6 protein-coding genes are annotated in these 17,218 nt (G+C 72.2%); 4 read left to right on the forward strand and 2 right to left on the reverse strand.

The window, feature by feature from the left end:
* The first annotated feature begins 265 nt into the window (after window positions 1–265).
* From ABD329_RS27015 to ABD329_RS27025, 3 genes are read left to right on the forward strand one after another with little or no spacing between them, the layout of a single operon-like run.
* Window positions 266–1,492, forward strand: a complete 1,227-nt coding sequence (locus tag ABD329_RS27015) for a cytochrome P450 family protein (protein WP_344317036.1) — start codon at window positions 266–268, stop codon at window positions 1,490–1,492.
* Between the two features lie 45 nt (window positions 1,493–1,537).
* Complete coding sequence (locus tag ABD329_RS27020) at window positions 1,538–2,554, forward strand: ATP-binding cassette domain-containing protein (protein ID WP_344317037.1); 1,017 nt, start codon at window positions 1,538–1,540, stop codon at window positions 2,552–2,554.
* Complete coding sequence (locus ABD329_RS27025; RefSeq protein ID WP_344317038.1) at window positions 2,551–3,345, forward strand: ABC transporter permease; 795 nt, start codon at window positions 2,551–2,553, stop codon at window positions 3,343–3,345. Before ABD329_RS27020 ends, ABD329_RS27025 begins: the two co-directional genes overlap by 4 nt.
* A 105-nt stretch (window positions 3,346–3,450) precedes the next feature.
* Here the strand turns inward: ABD329_RS27025 and ABD329_RS27030 are convergent, their stop codons facing one another.
* Together ABD329_RS27030 and ABD329_RS27035 are read right to left on the reverse strand one after the other, a co-directional pair.
* Window positions 3,451–4,524, reverse strand: coding sequence for a MupA/Atu3671 family FMN-dependent luciferase-like monooxygenase (locus ABD329_RS27030; RefSeq protein ID WP_344317039.1), 1,074 nt, complete (start codon window positions 4,522–4,524; stop codon window positions 3,451–3,453).
* A 79-nt stretch (window positions 4,525–4,603) separates the two neighbouring features.
* Complete coding sequence (locus ABD329_RS27035; RefSeq protein WP_344317040.1) at window positions 4,604–5,821, reverse strand: cytochrome P450 family protein; 1,218 nt, start codon at window positions 5,819–5,821, stop codon at window positions 4,604–4,606.
* 276 nt (window positions 5,822–6,097) lie between these two features.
* On the opposite strand from ABD329_RS27035, the gene ABD329_RS27040 reads away from it, so the two are divergent.
* Window positions 6,098–17,098 carry a non-ribosomal peptide synthetase gene (locus ABD329_RS27040; RefSeq protein ID WP_344317041.1) on the forward strand — a complete coding sequence of 3,667 codons (11,001 nt, stop codon included), beginning with the start codon at window positions 6,098–6,100 and terminating at the stop codon, window positions 17,096–17,098.
* Window positions 17,099–17,218 lie beyond the last annotated feature (120 nt).

The raw sequence follows: 17,218 nt of genomic DNA on the forward strand, positions 1-17,218 counted from the left end.
GCATACGGCATCCCGCACGCGACTCCTCCCACGGAGGCAAACCCACACGCCGTCGGGTGGAGCGCCCCTTCGCCCCCTCCTCCGTCCGGATGACCGTGCGGGAGGGGACGAACGGCTTTCGAACACGCTCCGTGGGAGCTCGATAGAAATCCTCGAAGTGCGCCGGGGAAGCGCGGAAAAGCCTGCTATCAACGGGTCGGAGACGTAAGTTCACCCACCCTGCTTCCGCGATATGCGGCACGGGCCGACCGAGAGGACCGGACACATGGCCGAGGAGACCAGCCGGGCGCCGGAGGTGCTGGGTGAGGACTTCATCCGGGACCCGTACCCGGTGTACGCCCGGCTCCGCGAGCGGACCCCGGTGGCGCGGGTCGTGCTCGGCGGTGCACCGATGTGGCTGGTGCTCCGCCATGAGGCGGCGCGTGCCGCGCTGACCGAGCCGAAACTGCACAAGGACCCCGAGCGCTGTGCCCGGCTGGCCGCCAGGCACGCGGGCATCGACCCCGTCGCGCAGCCCGCCGAGAAGTCGCCCGGACAGCGGATGCTGGTGGAGCACATGCTGGGCATGGACCCGCCCCACCACACCCGGCTGCGCAAGCTGGTGGCCAAGGCGTTCACCGCACGGCAGATCCAGGCGCTCCGGCCGCGGATCGAGCACACGGTCGGCGCCCTGCTCGACGACATCGCGGGGCAGGGCGAGGTGGATCTGCTGAAGGCGTTCGCCTTCCCGCTGCCGCTCACCGTGATCTCCGAGATGATCGGCGTCCCCGAGGCCGACCAGGCCGCCTTCGGAGCGTGGTCCAACGCGCTGACCGTGGCCGTCCAGCCGCAGGAGATGCACCGCATCGCCGACCAGATGGCGGAGTACCTCACCGGGCTGATCGCCGCCAAGCGGGCCGCCCCGGCCGACGACCTGATCAGCGGGCTGATCCAGGCGCGGGACGACGAGGACCGGCTCAGCGAGAACGAGCTGGTGTCGATGGTCTTCCAGCTCCTGGTGGCCGGATACGAGACCACCGCGCATCTGATCGGCAACGGGATGCTCGCCCTGCTGCGCCACCCGGAGCAGCTCGCCGCCCTGCGCGCGGACCGGTCGCTGCTGCGGGGCGCGGTCGAGGAGTTCTGCCGCTACGACAACTCGCTGCACCTGAACACGCTCTCGGTGACCTCGGAACCGGTGGAGATCGCCGGTGTCCGCGTCCCGGCCGACGAGTTCGTCCTCGTCTCGCTCGGCTCGGCCAATCACGACCCCGAACGCTTCGAGGACCCCGAGCGGTTCGACATCCGCCGGGAGTCCGGCGGGCATCTGGCGTTCGGCCACGGCATCCACCACTGCATGGGCGCGCCCCTCGCCCGGTCGCAGGCCGAGATCGCCGTCGGTGCGCTGCTCGACCGCTTCCCGCGGATCGAACTGGCCGTGGCGCCGAAGGAGTTGCGCCGCGAGGTGAACCTGACCCGGGGGCTGGAGTCACTGCCGGTCCGGCTCGGCTGAGCGAGGCGGACCGGACCGGCGTACCGGCCGATGATGAGGAGTCTGATGGATATCGCAATCTCCGCGGCGGGTCTGCGGAAGACCTACGGCGACAACGAGGTGCTGGGCGGCATCGATCTGTCCGTCGAGGCGGGCACCGTCTACGGGCTCCTGGGCCCCAACGGCGCCGGCAAGACGACCACGGTGCGGACGCTGTCGACGCTGATCAAGCCCGATGAGGGCACCGCGACGGTGGCGGGCTACGACGTGCTGAGCCAGGCGCACGAGGTGCGCCGCAGCATCGGGCTGACGGGTCAGTACGCCGCGCTGGACGGTGAGTTGACCGGCCGCGAGAACCTGGTGCTGATGGGAACGCTGCTGCACATGGGCCGCAAGCGGGCCCGTGCCCGCGCGGATGAGGTGCTGGAGATGTTCGACCTCACCGATGCCGCCGACCGGGTCGTCAAGACCTACTCGGGCGGTATGCGCCGCAGGCTGGACCTGGGCGCCAGCCTGACCGGGAGCCCGCCGGTGATCTTCCTGGACGAACCGTCCACGGGTCTGGACCCGGTCAGCCGGAACGCGCTGTGGGACATGGTGCGCAAGCAGGTCGCCGAGGGGGTCACCGTGTTGCTGACCACCCAGTACCTGGAGGAGGCCGACCAGCTCGCCGACCGTATCGCGCTGATCGACAAGGGGCTGGTGGCGGCGGAGGGCACGCCCGACGAGCTGAAGCGGAAGGTCGGTGGCGAGCGGCTGGAGATCACCGTACGGACCACCGAGATGGTGGAGGCGGCCCGGGTCGCGCTGGCCCGGATCTCCGCGCGGGGCTCCGCCCCGCCGGTCGTCGACGACAGCGGGATGCGGGTGTCGATCGCGCTGGAGACCGGTATCGCCGGTGTCTCCGCGGCGGCGTCGGAGCTCCAGGGGGCCTCGGTCGAGGTGGTCGACTTCCTGGTGCGGCGCCCCTCGCTGGACGACGTGTTCCTGGAGCTGACCGGAGCCGGACCCGAGGGCGAAGGAGCCGGACCCGAGGCCGAAAAGGCCGGAACCGAGGCCGAACTGGAGGCGACGAGCCGATGAGCACCTATGTCCTGAGCGATGCGTTCGCCCTGGCGGGCCGCCACATACGGCACCTGAAGCGGGCACCGCAGCGGATCCTCAGCATCACCCTGATGCCGATCATGTTCGTGTTCCTCTTCGGCTATCTCTTCGGCAGTTCGATGAGCGTGCCGGAGGGCGACTACCACGAGTACATCATGGCGGGCATCTTCACCCAGATGATGCTGGCCGGCGTCATCAACACCGGTGTGGGGGTGGCCGAGGACCTCTCCAACGGCCTGGTGGACCGGTTCCGTTCGCTGCCGATGAGCAGGGGCTCGGTGCTGCTCGGCCGGACCCTCTCCGATGTGCTGCTCAACGCGATCTCCTGCACCGCGATGCTCTCCGTCGGCCTGCTCATCGGCTGGCGCATCCACGGCGGGCCGCTCAAGGCCCTCGCGGGCTTCGGTCTGCTGCTGCTGCTCGGTTACGCCACGGCGTGGCTCGGCGCGCTCATCGGGCTGCTGCTGCGCGATCCGCAGGCGGTCAACTCGGTGGCCATGGTGATCACCATGCCGCTCACCTTCCTGTCGGCGACCTTCTACCCGGCCCAGAACCTGCCGGGCTGGGTGCGTCCGGTGGCCGAGTGGAACCCGGTGACCACCCTGACCACCGGGATGCGGGAGCTGTGGGGCAACCCCACGGGGAACGGCGCCGATCCGGCGTTCCCGCTGCGGCATCCGGTGGCGGCCTCGCTGATCATGGTGGTGGCCCTGCTGATCGTCGTGATCCCGCTGGCCAACCGGGCCTACGAGCGGGCCGCCGCGCGCTGAGCCGCGGCCGCGGGACACCCGGGCCGAAGCCGAAGCCCGAAGCCGAAGCCCGAAGCCCGGACGACCGAGAGCGGTCGTCCGGGCTTCGGCTTCGGCGCCGCCGGGTCAGCTGCCCAGATGCGCACGCCAGGTGTCATGGAGGCGGGCCAGGTGCTCGAAGCCGCCGATCACCTCATCGGTCGGCACACCGAAGTCCACCAGACAGGCGACCTCGTCCACCCCCGCGTCCTTCAGCTGCTTGAGCATCGCCATGCAGTCGTCGACGGTGCCGAACATCCCGCTGGTCTCGAAGTACCGGTCGAAAGCCTGGGCCACCAGGAACTGACGGTCCTCCGGGCCCATGCTCTTCAACTCACGGGACATGTCCGCGCCCTGGGCGCCCGCCGCCTCGGCCGCCTTGATCAGCAGGTCGAAGGAGCTGGCCAGGTAGCGGGAGAACGGCTCGCGCACGGTCTCCCGCACGGCGTCGCGGTCGGTGCCCACGAAGGTGTGCACCATCACGGCCACATGCCCCGGCCCGGCCGAGGCGGGCTGGTGCTCCCGGTGCGCCCGGCGGTACTCCTCGATGCGCTGGGCGAGGACCTCGACCTCCTGGCCGAGCAGATGGGTGAGCATCCCCATCCCGTGCTCACCGGCCAGCGTGAACGTCGCCGGGGTGCCGCCGCTGGTCAGCCACATCGGGAGCGCGGGCTGGACGGGCGGCGGGAACATGGTCAACTCCACCGTCTCGCCCGCCCCGTCGGTCAGGGGCACGCTCTCCCGCCGCCAGAGCCGGCGGATCGTCTCGACCGTCTCCATCAGCCCGGACTTGCGGGTCTCGTAGTTCTCCGGGCGGAGCGCGAAGTCCGCGGCGTGCCAGCCCGAGGCGAGCGCCACCCCGGCCCGGCCGCCCGAGAGATTGTCGACGACCGACCACTCCTCGGCGATCCGCATCGGGTGGTGCAGCGGCGCCACGACGCTTCCGGCGCGCACCGCGACCCGTTTGGTGACCGCCGCCACCGCGGCACCCGTCACCGCGGGGTTGGGGTAGAGCCCGCCGAACGGGTGGAAGTGGCGCTCGGGGGTCCACACCGCGGTGAAGCCGTTGTCGTCGGCGAACCGGGCGCCGTCCAGCAGCAGCCGGTAGCGGTCGCGCTCCTCGGTGTCGTTGTTGGCGAAGTAGAACAGGCTGAAATCCATGGCTCCTCCGGAAAGCGAAAGAAAAGCGCCCGGGGCGCGCTGACGGCGGGTCCCGGGCGGTGTAGCTGCTGTGCGCCGTTCAGAAACGCACCGGCAGGTCGATCATCGGGCGGACCATCAGGCCGGGCCGATAACGCACCTCCGAGGGGTGCACGGCCAGCCGGATGCCGGGAAAGCGTTCATAGACCCGTCGAATCGCCAGCTCGGTCAGCGCCTTGGACATATGGGAGCCCAGGCAGTAGTGGATTCCGTGGCCGAAACTCACATGCGCGGGCTTGGGGCGGGTGATGTCCAGCTCCGCCGGACCGTCGGGGAAGGCGTGCGGATCGTGGTTCGCCCCGGCCAGCGAAATGATGATGATCTCGTCCTTGGGGATTTTCACCCCGCACAGTTCGACCGGCTCCAGCGTGACCCGCTGAAGGGAGTTGATCAGCGGGCTGGTGAACCGCAGCAGCTCCTCGACCGCGTTCGGCAGCAGGCTCCAGTCGGCCCGGATCCTGTCGGCCTCGCCGGTGTGGGTGAGCAGCGCCGCGAAGGAGCCGTTGAGCAGGCTGGTCGTGGTGTCGTTGCCGCCGGTCATCAGGGCGAAGGCGGTGGACAGCGCCTCCGCGGCGGTCAGCCGCTTGTCCTCGTCGGCGTGCACCAGCGCGGAGATCAGATCGTCCTGCGGAGTCCGCTGCTTGGTGGCGATCAGCGCCTTGAGGTAGTCCGACAGCTGCCGGGTGTGCTCGGCGATGATGCCCGTCGGGTCGCTGGCGTCCACCCGGCGCAGCGTGTTCGTCCACACCAGGAACCGCGGCCAGTCGGCGTCGGGCACGCCCATCAGCTGCGCGATGGTGATGATGGGAAGCGGTTCGTTGAGCCCGGAGACCAGGTCCCGGTTGTCCGTCCGCACCATCGTATCGAGCAGATCGTCGACCACCTTCTCCCAGCCGTCGCGCAGTCCTCGCACCCGCTTGGGGGTGAAGGCGAAGGTGAGCGCCTTGCGCAGCGGGGTGTGGCGCGGCGGGTCGGAGTTGGCCAGATGGTTGCTGATCTCGTCGGCGGGCTTGATCTCCTGGCCGAGCTGCTTGCCGAGCGCCGCGTAGAGCTTGCCGATGTCCCGGCCGAGCCGGGGGTCGGAGAGCGCGTCGCGGACGTCGTCGTAGCGGCTCACCACCCAGGCCCGTACCCCGTCCGGGGTCTCCACCCGGCACACCGGCTGTTCCTCGCGCAGTTGGGCGAGGAAGGGATAGGGATTCTGTGTGTACTCGTCGCTGAACATCCAATAGCGGGACAGCGTGCCGGTGTTCGTCACCAGTACTCCCTGAAGTCGCGGTGCGGGTGGCGGGCCCGCGGGCGATTGACGGCGCGCGGCCGAACCGATGACAGCACGGCCGGACCGGAACGGTCAGCGGCAATGTGAATTCTTCGAAGTGGCCACACTTCCACGCCGCGCGGTGCGCAAAACGAAGTTTTTGCAGCGCCGTTGCCCGGTGGGCCGACCGGAGATGAGACTCGGCGATCCAGGCTGGTGGCAGGCGACCGAGCCCTTTTTGTCGGCGACCCGGAATGACGAGTGGAGATTTCCATAATGACGCGAGCAGCCATCGACGACGTCCTTCCGCTGTGGCCACTCCAGGAGGGTCTGCTGTTTCAGACCCTGTACGGGGAAGAGAAACTCGATGTCTACGTCGCCCAGATCCTGATCGACCTCGATGGCCCCCTGGACGCCGGGACCATGCGCGACTCGGTGGCCACCCTGCTGCGCCGGCACCCCAATCTGCGGGCCAGTTTCCGGTACGAGAAGCTGAGCCGGCCCGTGCAGGTGATCGCGCGCGAGGTCCCGGTGCCGTGGCGGGAGTTCGACCTCACCGGGCTCGACGAGCGGGCCCAGGAGCGGGAGCTGGAGCGGCTCGCCGCCGAGGAGGCGGCGCACCGGTTCGACCTGGGCGCCGGGCCGTTGCTGCGCTTCACGCTGATCAAGCTGGGCCCGAACACCAGCCGGCTGATGTTCAACTCGCACCACATCCTGCTCGACGGGTGGTCCACCGCCCGGCTCATGTTCGAGCTCTTCGAGATCTACCACCGCCGTGGCGACGACTCGGGCCTGCCGCCGGTGACGCCGTACCGCGAAGCCTTGAGCTGGCTGGAGCGGCAGGACCGGGCGGCGGCGGAGAACGCCTGGCGCACCGTGCTCGCAGAGGTGGAGGAGCCCACGCTGCTCGCGCCCGACGACGCCGGGGCGCGGACCGCGCCGGCCGAGCTGGTCATCGCCATGCCCGATGAGCTGGCCGCCCGGGTGCGGGAGACCGCCCGGCGCAACGACCTCACGCTGAGCGCGGTGTTCCAGGGCTGCTGGGCACTGCTGCTGGGGCAGCTGACCGGCCGTGACGACGTGGTGTTCGGCTCGACCGTGTCGGTGCGCCCCGCCGAGCTGACCGGCGCGGACCAGATGGTCGGCCTGTTCATCAACTCGGTGCCGGTCCGGGTGCGGGTGCGCCCCCAGGAGAGCCTGCTGTCCCTGCTGACCGGGATGCAGCGCCAGGCGGCCGGAATGGTCGAGCACCACCACCTCAGCCTCCCGGACATCCAGCGGGCGGCCGGGCGCGGCACCCTGTTCGACACGCTCACCGTCACCGAGAACTACCCCATGGGCGGGGACGACCTGCCCGAGCTGCCCGGTGACCTCACGCTGACGGGCGCCAGGGGCACCGACGCCAACCACTACCCGCTGAGCATCGCGGCGCTGCCGGGCGACGGGCTGCGGCTGCACTTCGGCTACCGGCAGGAGCTCTTCACCCGCGAGGACATCGAGGTGCTCGGCGACCGCTTCCGCCGCCTCTTCGCGGCCTTCGCGGACGATCCGGAGCAGCTGATCGGCCGACTGCCCCTGCTGAGCGACGCCGAGGCGGACCGCATGCTCGCCCTGGGCATGCCCGCGCGGCCGCTGCCGGGCGGTGACGTCATCCCCGCGCTCTTCGCCGAACAGGTACGGCGCCATCCGGACGCCGTCGCCCTGGTCCACGAGGACACCTCGCTCTCCTACGCCGAACTGGACCGCCGCGCCAACCGCCTGGCCCGCACCCTGATCGAGCGGGGCGCGGGGCCGGAGCGGGTGGTCGCGCTCGCCCTGCGGCGCTCTCCCGAGCTGGTCGTCGCCATGCTGGCGGTGCTCAAGGCGGGCGCGGCCTACCTGCCGGTGGACATCTCCTATCCGGCCGACCGGATCGCCTATCTGCTCACCGACGCAGACCCGGCGCTGGTCCTGGCCACCGCCGCGTCGGCGGAGGTGATTCCGGACGTCTGCGCCGCGCCGAGGGTGCTGCTGGACGACCCGGCCACCGTCCGCGAGACCGACGCCCGGCCGGACACCGATATCGAGCCGGGCGAGCGGCGGGCGGCGATGACGTCCGCCAACCCCGCCTACGTCATCTACACCTCCGGCTCCACCGGCCGTCCGAAGGGCGTCATGGTGACGCACTCCGGTCTCGCCGGTCTGGTCGCCACCAATGTCGAGCGGTTCGAGGTGGGGCCCGGCAGCCGGGTGCTCCAGTTCTCGTCACCCAGCTTCGACGCCGCCGTCTGGGAGACCTACACCGCCCTGCTCACCGGCGCCGCGCTGGTGCTCGCCCCCGCGACACGGCTTCGGCCAGGCCGGGCGCTGGTCGACCTGGTCGCCGAGCACCAGGTCACCCACGCGCTCATCCCGCCCGCCGCGCTGGCCGTGCTCACCGAGGACCTGCCGTCGATACGCCTGCTGGTGGTCGGCGGTGAGGCGTCCGCGCCGGAGCTGGTCGAGGCGTGGTCCGTCAACCGGACGATGATCAACGCCTATGGGCCGACCGAGAGCACGGTCTGCGTCTCCCTCAGCGAGCCGCTCTCCGGCGCGGTGGCGCCGCCCATGGGCACCGCCCTCGGCACCGCGCGGCTGCGGGTGCTCGACGGCGCGCTGCGGCCGGTGCCGCCGGGTGTCACCGGGGAGCTGTACGTCTCCGGGCCCTGCCTGGCGCGCGGCTATCTGAACCGGCCCGGTGTGACCGCCGAGCGCTTTGTCGCCGATCCGTATGCGGGCGGCGGGACACGGATGTACCGCACCGGCGACCTGGTGCGCTGGAACGCCGAGGGCGACCATCCCGTGCTGGAGTTCGCCGGCCGGGCCGACGACCAGGTCAAGATCCGCGGATTCCGGATCGAGCTGGGGGAGATCGAGTCGGTCCTGGCCGCGCACGAGCGGATCGACCGCGCGGTGGTCGTGGTGCGTGAGCCGACCCCGGGCGACAAGCGACTCGTCGCCTATCTGGTGCCGGTGAGCGGAGGAGAGGTGCCCGCCCCCACCGCCTTGCGCGAACACGTGGGCGCCTCGCTGCCCGAGTACATGGTGCCCTCGGCGTTCGTCGCCCTCGACGCCCTCCCGCTCACCCCCAACGGCAAACTGGACCGCAAGGCGCTGCCCGAGCCCGGCGGCGCGGCCGGGCCGGCCGGGCGCGGGCCGCGCACCCCGCAGGAGGAGATCCTGTGCGCGCTCTTCGCCGAACTGCTCGGCGTGCCCGAGGTGGGGGTGGACGACGACTTCTTCGACCTCGGCGGCCACTCGCTGCTGGCCACCCGGCTGGTCACCAGGACCCGCGCGGTCTTCGGCGAGGAGCTGTCGCTGCGCGCGGTGTTCGAGACGGCCACGCCCGCCGGGATAGCCCGCAGGCTGCACCAGGCCGTGGACGGCCGGCCCGCGCTGGAGGCGGGGCCGCGCCCCGAGCGGGTACCGCTGTCCTTCGCCCAGCACCGGCTGTGGTTCCTGGACCGGTTCGAGGGCGCCAAGTCGATCTACAACGTCCCGCTCACCGTGCGGCTGACCGGCGAACTGGACCTGGACGCGCTGCGCCATGCCTTCCATGACGTCCTGGCCAGGCACGAGAGCCTGCGGACGGTGTTCCCGGACGTGGACGGCGACCCGTACCAGCGGGTGCTGGATCCCGCGGACGCCGAACTCGACCTGTCCCTGGTGGATCTGAGCGCGGCACCGGAGCGGCTGGACGAGGCGCTCCAGGAGGAGGCGTCCGCCGGGTTCCGGCTGGCCGCCGAACTCCCGCTGCGGGTGCGCGTCTTCCGCACCGGCGCCCAGACGTACGTCCTGCTCGTGGTGATGCACCACATCGTCGGGGACGGCTGGTCGCTGGGCGTCTTCGGCCACGACCTCTCGCTCGCCTACACGGCCAGGCTGAAGGACACCGCGCCGTCCTGGGAGCCGCTGCCCGTGAGTTACGCGGACTACACGCTGTGGCAGCGGCGCGTACTGGGCGAGGAGGCGGACGAGAACAGCGCGATCGCAAGGCAGTTCGCCTACTGGTCGGACGCCCTGGCCGGGATCCCCGACGAGCTCAACCTCCCGGTGGACCGGCCGCGCCCCGCGGTGGCGAGCTACGCGGGCGACACCGTGACGTTCCACCTCCCCGAGGAGCTGCACAAGCGGCTGCTCACCATCGCCCGTACCTCCCAGGCCAGCCTGTTCATGGTGGTCCAGGCCGCGCTTTCGGTGCTGTTGTCGCGGTCCGGCGCGGGCACCGACATCCCCGTGGGCACGCCGATCGCCGGTCGTACCGACGACGCCCTCGACGGACTGGTCGGATTTTTCCTCAACACACTGGTGCTGCGCACCGACACGTCCGGCAACCCGACCTTCCGCGAGCTGGTCCAGCGGGTGCGGGAGACCGACCTGGCCGCGTACGCCAACCAGGACGTGCCGTTCGAGCGCCTGGTCGAGCAGCTCAACCCCGAGCGCTCCCTCGCGCGCCACCCGCTGTTCCAGGTGATGTTCACCGTGCAGAACAACCGCCCGGCCGAACTCGCGCTGCCGGGCCTGCGGGTGGACCAGTACGACCACCTCGGCGACATGGCCAAGTTCGACCTGTTCGTCGGGCTGACCGAGCGGCGCACACCCGATGGCGCACCGGACGGTCTGGCCGGGTGGATGGAGTACAGCACGGATCTGTTCGACCGGGAGACGGTCCAGAACCTCGCCGACCGGCTGATCCGGGTGCTGGCCGGGGCGGCCGAGGACCCGAAGCGGCCGATCGGCTCCCTGGACCTGCTCGACCCGATCGAGCGGCACCGCCAGCTGACCGCCTGCAACGACACCGCGCACCGGTTCGACGGGGCCTTCCTGCCCGAACTGCTCGAGCGACAGGCGCACGCGCTGCCGGACGCCCCGGCCGTGGTGCACGGCGACACACGGATGTCGTACGCCGAGCTGAACGCGGCGGCGAACCGGCTGGCACATCTGCTGATCTCACGGGGCACCGGTCCTGAGGACACGGTCGGCATCGCGCTGCCGCGCTCGGCGGAGCTGCTGGTGGCGGTGTGCGCGGTGCTCAAGACCGGAGCGGCCTATCTGCCCATCGACCCGGAGTACCCGGCCGAGCGCGTCTCCTTCATGCTGGCCGACGCGGCGCCCTCGGTGGTGCTGACCCGGACCGGGGTGCTGCCGGACGGTCACCGGGCCCCGCTCCTCGCCCTCGACACACTTCAGACCGCCGCCCTCCTGGCCGGGCAGGCGGACACCGACCCCACCGACGCGGATCGCGTCCGGCCGCTCCACCCGGCCGCCCCGGTCTACGTCATCTACACCTCCGGCTCCACCGGCCGCCCCAAGGGCGTCGTGATGCCCGCGGGCGCCATGGCCAACCTGGTCGCCTGGCACCACGCGGAGATCGGCGGCGGCGCCGGGACGCGGGTCGCGCAGTTCACCGCGATCAGCTTCGACGTCTCCGCCCAGGAGATCCTGACCACCCTGCTCACCGGCAAGACGCTGGTGGTCCCGGACGACGCGGTGCGCCGCGACGCCGCCGCCCTCACCCGGTGGCTGGAGGAGCACCGGATCAACGAGCTGTACGCCCCCAACCTGGTGGTGGACGCCGTCGCGGAGGCCGCCGTCGAGAGCGGTACCGCCCTCGGCGAGCTGCGGGTGATCGCCCAGGCGGGCGAGGCGCTGGTGCTCACCCCGAGGCTGCGCGCCTTCCAGGCCGACCGCCCGTGGCTGCGGCTGCACAACCACTACGGCCCCACCGAAAGCCATGTGATCACGGCCACCACCCTGCACGGCGACCCCGCGAACTGGCCCGCCACGGCGCCGATCGGACGCCCGGTCTGGAACGACCGGGTCTATGTCCTGGACGACGCGCTGGGCCCGGTGCCCGCGGGGGTCGTCGGGGAGCTGTACCTGGCCGGCGCCGGGCTGGCCCGCGGCTATCTGAAGCGGCCGGGCCTCACCGCGGAGCGCTTCGTGGCCGACCCCTTCGGCCCGGCCGGATCCCGGCTGTACCGCACCGGTGACCTGGTGCGCTGGGGCAAGGACGGACAACTGCTGTTCGTGGGGCGGGCCGACCACCAGGTCAAGGTGCGCGGCTTCCGGATCGAGCTCGGCGAGATCGAGACGGCGCTCGCCGCCCACCCCGACCTCGCCTCGGTGGCCGTCCTGGCCCGGCAGGACCGGCCCGGGGCCCACCAGCTGGTCGGCTATCTGGTCCCGCCCACGGGACGGACCGCCCCGGCCCCGGCCGAACTGCGCAAACACCTGGCCGCCACGCTGCCCGACTACATGGTGCCCAGCGCGTTCGTCGTACTGGACGCGCTGCCGCTGACCCCCAACGGCAAGCTGGACCGCCGGGCGCTGCCCGCGCCGGTCCGGGAGGACGCCGAGCGGCGGGAGCCGGCCACACCGCGGGAGGCCGCGCTGTGCGGGCTGTTCGCCGAGGTGCTCGGGGTGGCCGAGGTGGGAGTCGACGACAGCTTCTTCGACCTCGGTGGCCACTCCCTGCTCGCCACCCGGCTGACCAGCCGGATCCGTACGACCCTGGGCGCGGAGCTCGGGGTGCGCGACCTGTTCGAGTCGCCGACGCCCGCCGGCCTCGCCGGGCTGATCGGCGACGCGGGCGGGGCGCGGCGCGCGGTGACCAAGCGGGAGCGGCCCGAGGAGGTGCCGCTGTCCTTCGCCCAGCGCAGGCTGTGGTTCCTGGGCCGGTTCGAGGGGCCGAGCGCCACCTACAACCTGCCGATGGCCCTGCGGCTGACCGGTGAGCTGGACCGGGAGGCGATGCGCGCGGCGCTGGCCGATGTGGTCGGCCGCCACGAGAGCCTGCGCACCGTCTTCCCGGAGGTGGACGGCCGCCCCCGCCAGGTGGTGCTGGACGTGGTGCCCGAACTGCCGGTGGCCGAGGTCACCGAGGCCGGTCTGGAGGCGGCGCTCACCGAGGCCGCCGGGTACGCGTTCGACATCGCCACCGAGATACCGGTCCGGGCGTGGCTGTTCGCGCTGAGCCGGACCGAGCACGTACTGGCGCTGGTGGTCCACCACATCGCGGGCGACGGCTGGTCGATGGCCCCGCTGGGCCGCGATCTGTCCACCGCCTACGCGGCCCGGAGCGCGGGCCGCGCCCCGGAGTTCACCCCGCTGCCCGCGAGTTACGCCGACTACACGCTGTGGCAGCACGAGGTGCTGGGCAGCGAGGACGACCCGGACAGCACCATCTCCCGGCAGGCCGCGTTCTGGCGGTCGGCCCTGGAGGGCGCGCCGGAGGAGCTGGCGCTGCCCGCCGACCACCGCCGTCCGCCCGCCATCAGCTACCGCGGCGATATGGTCACCTTCCGCTTCGACGCCGAGGTGCACCGCGGCCTGCGCGAGCTGGCCCTGGAACACCGGGCCAGCCTCTTCATGGCCGTCCAGGCCGGTCTGGCCGCGCTGCTCAGCAGGCTCGGCGCGGGCACCGACATCCCGCTCGGCACGGCGATCGCGGGCCGCACCGACGACGCCCTGGACGACCTGATCGGCTTCTTCGTCAACACGCTGGTGCTGCGCACCGATGTCTCCGGCGATCCGACCTTCACCGAGCTGCTGGAGCGGGTGCGCGAGACCGACCTGGCCGCGTACGCCCACCAGGACCTGCCGTTCGAGCGGCTGGTCGAGCTGATCAACCCCGAGCGCTCGGCGTCCCGGCATCCGCTGTTCCAGGTGATGCTGGCGTTCCAGAACACCGCCGAGGGCAGGGTCGAACTGCCCGGGGTGGTCGCCGGGCCGCAGCCGATCGGCCAGGACGTGGCCAAGTTCGACCTGTCCTTCACCCTGTCGGAGACCCATGCCGACGACGGCGCGCCCGCGGGCATCGAGGGGGCGCTCACCTACAGCACCGACCTGTTCGAACGGGACACGGTGCGGATGCTGGTGGACCGGCTGGCGCGGCTGCTGGCCGCCGCCGTCGCCGATCCGTCCCGCTCGGTGGACCAACTGGACGTCCTGCTGCCCGGGGAGCGCCACCGGATCGTCGAGGAGTGGAACGACGCCGCGGTGCGCGAGGTGCCCCCGGCGACCATGGCGGAGCTGTTCGCCGGGTGGGTGGCCCGTACCCCGGACGCGCCCGCCCTGCTGGCCGAGGACCGCACCTGGACCTTCGCCGAACTCGACGCGCGGGCCGAGCGGATCGCCCGGGCGCTGGCCGCGCGGGGAGCGGGACCGGAGCAGCTGGTGGCGGTGGCACTGCCGCGCTCCCCGGAGCTGATCGTCTCGCTGCTCGCGGTGGCGCGGGCGGGGGCGGCCTATCTGCCCCTCAACCCGGACCTGCCGCGCGACCGCATCGGGTACATGCTCGACGACGCGGCACCCGCCCTGCTGCTGACCTCCGGCGCCGTCGCCGGACGGCTGCCGCGGACCACCGTGCCCACGGCGCTGTTCGACACGCTGGACGCGACGGAGCCCGCGGCCGACGCGCCCGTGCCCGCCGTCGCCCTGTCGCCCCAGCACCCCGCCTACGTCATCTACACCTCCGGATCGACCGGCAGGCCCAAGGGCGTGACCGTGACCCACGCCGGAGTGGCGCATCTGTGCGCGACGCTGGCGGAGCGGGCGGGCGTCGGCCCGGGTGCCCGGGTGCCGCAGCTGGCCTCGGTCAGCTTCGACGCGGCGTTCCTGGAGATGTCCATGAGCCTGCTGGTGGGCGGCGCGCTGGTGGTGGTCCCGGCCGACCGGCCGACGGCCGGCCAGGCGTATCTCGACCTGTGCGCCGAATACGGCGTCACCCACGCCTTCATCACCCCCGCCTCGCTGGCCGCGCTGCCCGAGGGCGGGCTGCCCGAGGGCATGGAGATCGTCGTCGGCGGTGAGTCCTTCGGACCGGAGCTGATCGGCCGGTGGCGGCACACGGTGCGGATGCACAACGTGTACGGCCCGACCGAGGCCACCTGTGTGGCGGCGATGAGCGGGCTGCTGACCGACGACTCCGTACCGGCGCTCGGCGCGCCCGTCGCCGACTCGCGGCTGCACGTGCTGGACGAGCGGCTCCGTCCGGTGCCGCTGGGCTGCGTGGGCGAGTTGCACATCGCGGGCGTCTCGCTGGCCCGCGGCTATCTGCGGCGCCCCGGGCTGACCGCCGCGGCTTATGTGGCCGACCCGTTCGGGCCGCCCGGATCGCGGATGTACCGCACCGGCGACCTGGTGCGCCGCCGCGCCGACGGCGAGCTGGAGTTCGTCGGGCGCTCCGACGACCAGGTGAAGCTGCGGGGGCTGCGGATCGAGCTGGGTGAGATCACCGCGGCCGTCTCGGACCACCCCGGGGTGCACCGCGCCACCACCGTCGTGCGCGAGGACCGCCCGGGGGTGCGGCTGCTGACGGCCTATGTGGTGCCCACCGCCGGGGCGGGCGAGATCGACATCGACGCACTGCGGGCCGGGCTGGCGCGACGACTGCCCGACTACATGGTTCCGGCGGCGTTCGTGACGCTCGACACGCTTCCGCTGACCACCAGCGGAAAGATCGACCGCAAGGCGCTGCCGGCACCGGAGCAGGGCGGCACGTCCCGGGCGCCGAGCGGAGCCCGTGAGGAGACCCTGCGCAAGCTGGTCGCGGAGGTGCTGGGGCTCGGGGTCGAGGAGGTCGGCGTCGACGACAGCTTCTTCTACCTCGGCGGCGACAGCATCGTCTCGATCCAGCTGGTGGCCAGGGCGCGCGCCGCGGGTCTGGTCTTCACCCCGAAGGACGTCTTCCGCCACCAGACGGTCGCGGCCCTCGCGGCCGCCGCGGGCACCGTCCCCGAGGCCGGGGCGGAGGACCCGGACGCCGGTATCGGGGAGATCCCCGCGACCCCGATCCTCAACTGGCTCAGCGAGCGGCACGGGCCCATCGGCCGGTTCCACCAGTCGATGCTGCTCCAGACGCCCGCGGAGCTGGACCTGGACCGGCTGGTCACCGCCGTGCAGACGCTGCTGGACCACCACGACGCCCTGCGGGCGCGGCTGAACCGGACCGGAGGGCAGTGGTCGCTGGAGGTGGCGGCCCGCGGCGCGGTCCGCGCGGCGGACCTGATCCGGCGGGTCGACCTCACCGGTCTGGACGACGCGGAGCGCCGCGCCCGGCTCGCCGAGCACAGCGACGCGGCGGTGGGCCGGCTCGCCCCCGAGGACGGCACGATGGCTCAGTTCGTGTGGTTCGACGCCGGGCCCGGTGAGCGCGGCAGGCTGTGGTTCTCGCTGCACCACCTCGTGGTCGACGGCGTCTCCTGGCGGATCCTGCTGCCGGACCTGGCACGGGCCTGGGAGGCGGTACGGGACGGGCGCACCCCCCGGCTCGACCCGGTGGGCACCTCGTTGCGCCGCTGGGCGCGGACGCTGGCCGAGGAGGCCGTCACACCGGAGCGGATCGCCGAACTCCCGGTCTGGCGCGGCCGCCTCGCCCGGGCCCCGGAGCCCCTGGCCGCGCTGACCGTCGACCCGTCCAGGGACCTCACCCGCACCCAGCGCTCGATCACCATGGCGCTGCCCGCGGACACCACCCGTACCCTGCTCACCCGGCTGCCCGAGATGTTCCGCGGGTCCGTCAACGACGTGCTGCTCACCGGGCTGACCCTGGCCGTGGCCGACTGGCGCCGCCGGCACTTCGGCGGGGCCACGGGCGGGCTGCTGGTGGCCCTTGAGGGCCACGGCCGCGAGGAGATCGCCGAGCACACCGAACTGTCCCGTACGGTCGGCTGGTTCACCAGTGTGTACCCGCTGTTCCTGGACCCCGGGCGGATCGACTGGGGCGAGGTGTGGACCGGCGGGGCGACCGTCGGGGACGTCCTCGCCCGGATCAAGGAGCAGCTGCGCCAGGTGCCCGACAACGGCATCGGCTACGGCCTGCTGCGCCATCTCAACCCGGACACCGCGCCCTCGCTGCGGGGCCTGGCCGAGCCGCAGATCGGGTTCAACTACCTCGGCCGCTTCGACACCTCGGCCGCGCCCGAGGCCGCCGACTGGGCGCTCGCCCCCGAGGCGGGCGCCGTCGGCGGCGAGGACCCGGACATGCCGGTCGCCCACGCGCTGGAGGTCACCGCGTCCACCCAGGACCGCGACGGCGGCCCCGAGCTTTCGGTGCTCTGGCAGTGGCCCTCGGCGCTGCTGGAGGAGGCCGTGGTGCGGGACCTCGCACAGGCCTGGATCCGGGCGCTGGAGGCGCTGGCCCGCCATGCCGACACCCCGCAGGGCGTCCGCCACACCCCCTCCGACATGGATCTGATCGACGTGAGCCAGGAAGAGCTGGACCAGCTCGCGAGCGAACTGGACGACTGGCAGTAGTCCCACTTCCGAGTTGTTTATGTGCGGCTTTCACCGGGCCGCGGCGCCATTACGGTCGGATCGGCGGGCCTCGCCGACGGGCGAGAGGGGCCCCGCCGATCTCGACTGCGCACTCGTCAC

The sequence above is a fragment of the Streptomyces javensis genome (assembly GCF_039525925.1).
Lineage (GTDB): Bacteria > Actinomycetota > Actinomycetes > Streptomycetales > Streptomycetaceae > Streptomyces > Streptomyces asiaticus.

What these genes read in the sequence shown, in the direction of transcription:
- ABD329_RS27015 (WP_344317036.1), top strand. Translation starts at nt 266, where the DNA reads ATGGCCGAGGAGACCAGCCGGGCGCCGGAGGTGCTGGGTGAGGACTTC.
- ABD329_RS27020 (WP_344317037.1), top strand. Translation starts at nt 1,538, where the DNA reads ATGGATATCGCAATCTCCGCGGCGGGTCTGCGGAAGACCTACGGCGAC.
- ABD329_RS27025 (WP_344317038.1), top strand. Translation starts at nt 2,551, where the DNA reads ATGAGCACCTATGTCCTGAGCGATGCGTTCGCCCTGGCGGGCCGCCAC.
- ABD329_RS27030 (WP_344317039.1), bottom strand. Translation starts at nt 4,524, where the DNA reads ATGGATTTCAGCCTGTTCTACTTCGCCAACAACGACACCGAGGAGCGC.
- ABD329_RS27040 (WP_344317041.1), top strand. Translation starts at nt 6,098, where the DNA reads ATGACGCGAGCAGCCATCGACGACGTCCTTCCGCTGTGGCCACTCCAG.